Origin of the sequence: Robiginitalea sp., assembly GCF_049588695.1 — a bacterium.
Classification (GTDB): Bacteria; Bacteroidota; Bacteroidia; order Flavobacteriales; family Flavobacteriaceae; genus Robiginitalea.
This window is the reverse complement of the sequence record NZ_JBAVZJ010000564.1, coordinates 1-3,256: the sequence shown is the minus strand read 5'-3', so window position 1 is coordinate 3,256 and position 3,256 is coordinate 1. Positions and strand designations below refer to the sequence as shown.

The 3,256-nt window shown below is 47.8% G+C and carries 3 protein-coding genes; 1 reads left to right on the top strand and 2 read right to left on the bottom strand.

Going from position 1 to position 3,256, the window contains the following annotated elements; genetic code table 11:
• Positions 1-246: 246 nt before the first annotated feature.
• The gene (locus WBV75_RS12950; RefSeq protein WP_424121007.1) at positions 247-1,551 is read left to right on the top strand and encodes a Gfo/Idh/MocA family protein; all 1,305 of its coding nucleotides are present in this window, start codon (positions 247-249) and stop codon (positions 1,549-1,551) included.
• Positions 1,552-1,577: 26 nt separating this feature from the next.
• On the opposite strand, the gene WBV75_RS12945 is transcribed toward WBV75_RS12950, so the two are convergent.
• Positions 1,578-2,171 (bottom strand): YdeI/OmpD-associated family protein, encoded by a 594-nt coding sequence (locus tag WBV75_RS12945; RefSeq protein WP_424121006.1) that lies wholly within the window; start codon positions 2,169-2,171, stop codon positions 1,578-1,580.
• A partial coding sequence (gene pepT, locus WBV75_RS12940; RefSeq protein ID WP_424121005.1) for a peptidase T occupies positions 2,150-3,256 on the bottom strand: 1,107 nt, incomplete at its 5' end. The genes pepT and WBV75_RS12945, both read right to left, overlap by 22 nt.

Sequence of the window (3,256 nt, the reverse complement as noted above, 5' to 3'; positions counted from 1 at the left end):
CAGTACAGGGGTAGGTTTCATAATCGTGGGTTTGTTAAATGTCCGGTCTAAAAGGTAGTTTAATTATTTCGATTGATCTAACATATCCCACTAAAAAAGCCCACGTCCCTGGAGTCCAAATTTTAAGGACACCGAGGAGGTCCTGCCCCGGATCCAACAAACAATTTCGGAATTGTATGTGTAATGGTATAATTTGATTAATTTAAAACACGAAACACAAAGTGTATGAATTACCGGAGAAAATTTTTGAAACAAGGCATACTGGGGAGTTCGGCAGCACTATTCGTTCCTCCCTTACTCTGGGCTCAGCAGGATGAGTTGGTTGGGGCAAACGATCGCATCCGCGTAGGTTTGATCGGTTGTAATGGAATGGGGTTTTCGAACCTGTCGTCATTTATGCGTAACCCCGAAGTAGAGGTAGCCGCCCTTTGCGATGTGGATACCCGTGTCCTGGACAGGCGGGAGGCGGAAATACTTGCGGGCGGGCGTCCAAAACCAAAGCGATTCACGGATTATCGCAAACTTCTCGATTCAGCGGATATCGATGCGGTGATTATCGGGACACCCGATCACTGGCATTGCCTGCAGCTCATCGACGCCCTGAAAGCAGGGAAACATGTGTATTGTGAAAAACCCCTGGCCAATTCCATCCATGAGGCGGATCGTATGCTTAAAGCCGTGAAAGACTCTGACCGAATTGTACAGGTGGGTCAGTGGCAGCGGAGCGAGCCCCATTTCGAAAAGGCAATATCCTATGTACATTCGGGAGCTCTTGGTCCAATCCGACTTGTAAAAACATGGGCATATCAGGGTTGGATGAAACCTATACCGGTTTTACCCGATGCCCCGCCTCCACCGGAGGTGGATTATAAAATGTGGCTGGGGCCTGCTGCCCAAAGGCCGTTTAACCCGAACCGTTTCCACTTTAATTTCCGTTGGTTTTGGGACTATGCCGGGGGCTTGATGACGGACTGGGGCGTCCACCTGATCGACTATGCGCTCTTCGGGATGAAGGCAGCGAATCCTGTTTCCATTACTGCTACAGGGGGGAAATATGCCTACCCGGACGATGCTTCCGAGACTCCGGATACCTTACAGGCCATATACGAGTTTAATGACTTTACGCTTCTTTGGGAGCACGCTACGGGAATCGACGGCGGAAATTATGGCAGAAACCACGGAATCGCATTTATCGGAAATAATGGGACTCTGGTTCTGGACCGCGGTGGGTGGGAAGTTATTCCGGAAGTAGCACATGATGGATGGCGTATGCTCAAGGATCAGCCAAAGATGGAGGCTGTACCCCTTCAGCCTTCCTCAGGTGAAGGACTTAATCGGCATACTTCAAACTTCCTGAAAGCCCTTAAAACAGCAGATCCCACTATTCTCAAGGCACCTGTAGAGGTGGGGTACCATGCAGCCCGGGTATGTCATATGGGTAATGTGGCCTATAAAATGGGCGGTAAGGTGTTTTGGGATAAAGAAACGGGAAGTTTTAAGGATCCTGAAGCCAATTCAGTAGCCAGGGTGCACTACCACAATGGTTGGTAGAGGTACTGACCTGCTGCGGAACCCTGTTACTTTTGGTACTTATCGTTCAGGCCTATCCCTTTGGAGATCATAGGTATGATTTTTTGCAGCCTTCTTTCGCGGGTATCTTCTCTTTTGGCCGTTGCGATGTATTCACAATAGTCATTTTGTTTATAAGGAGGAAGGTTATAGAATTCGCTGGACAAAGCTGGATTAGCCAGAAGGAGTGTCTTTAGTTCTATAGGAATTTCACGCTTCACTGTTTTGTTACCCGCTATTTTCAATCCCTTCTTTTCGATTTGGATAGCCTCTTCGATGTATTTTTTTATAGCCTCCGGATTCAATACATCATCCGTTTTGAATTTCCAGTGACGCATAGCCATGGTTTTCCCATCTTGTGCATTCTGCAACACACCCAGGGGGTCTGTGTGGAAAACCCCGTTAAAAAACCAAAGGGCGTAATGATTTTTGAAAGATAGGATTCCCACTATATTTTTCCCCTCCATCGTGTAAACAGGAGCGTTCCACTTCAGCGTTTCTTCCAGGCCGCACTTCAGTGTGATACTGCGCAGCATCCCAATACCCTCCTTAAATGGTCCGCGTTTGCCGAAATAGGCTTCTAGTTTTTCTTCGGCTGCCATGTTTCCGGAGGTTTTTTTGCAGTTAACTCACAAATTTTCACAATGACCTGCACAGCCTTTTCCATACTCTGTACCGGGATGTATTCGTATTTACCGTGAAAATTATGTCCTCCGGCAAATATATTAGGGCAGGGGAGACCCATAAAACTCAACTGAGAACCGTCCGTACCGCCTCGTATGGGTTTTATAATCGGTTTAACGCCGACAGCTTTCATCGCCTTTTCCGCTACTTCCACAATGGAGAAAACAGGGAGGATTTTTTCCTTCATATTATAGTACTGATCTGAGATTTCGACTTCGATTTCAGCATTGTACTCTTTCCTGGCTTCAGCTACCAGCTCTTGTAGCCGGGCTTTCCGGTTTTCGAAATGTGTTTTGTCGTGATCACGGATAATCAATTGGGCCGTGGCTTTTTCAATACCTCCCTGCATCCGATGCACGTGGTAGAAACCCTGCCTTTCAGACGTTTTTTCCGGGACCTCTTCTGCCGGAAGTCCTGAAAGTACCTCTCGGAGTACGGTCAGGGCATTGATCATTTTGTCTTTGGCATACCCCGGGTGTACGCTCTTACCAAAGGCTCGCACTTCTGCCTTTGCCGCGTTAAAATTTTCATATTCCAGTTCCCCGATCTGACTGCCATCCACAGTATAAGCCCATTGGGCTCTGAACGCAGGTACGTCAAAAAGGTGGGCTCCACGCCCGATTTCCTCATCCGGGGTAAAGCCTATACGGATTTCTCCATGTGGAATCTCCGGATGGGTTATCAAATACTCCATGGCGGTGATAATCTCTGCGACCCCGGCTTTATCGTCGGCACCCAAAAGTGTGGTCCCGTCTGTCACGATCAGGGTTTGTCCTTTATATTGCAAAAGCTCCGGGAAGTACTCGGGTGAAAGTACAATAGATTTTTCAGCGTTCAGGATAATATCCGCCCCGTCATAATCCTCGATCACCCTCGGTTTTACATTTTCCCCTGAGAAATCCGGACTGGTATCAAAATGGGAGATAAAACCAATAGCAGGAACCGTATTTGGGGTATTTGAAGGGAGGGTAGCGGTCAGGTAGGCATTAGGGTCCAGGACTAC

Bases quoted from the DNA above. Each gene is read 5' to 3' on its own strand.
- WBV75_RS12945 (WP_424121006.1), bottom strand. From the start codon at position 2,171: ATGGCAGCCGAAGAAAAACTAGAAGCCTATTTCGGCAAACGCGGACCA.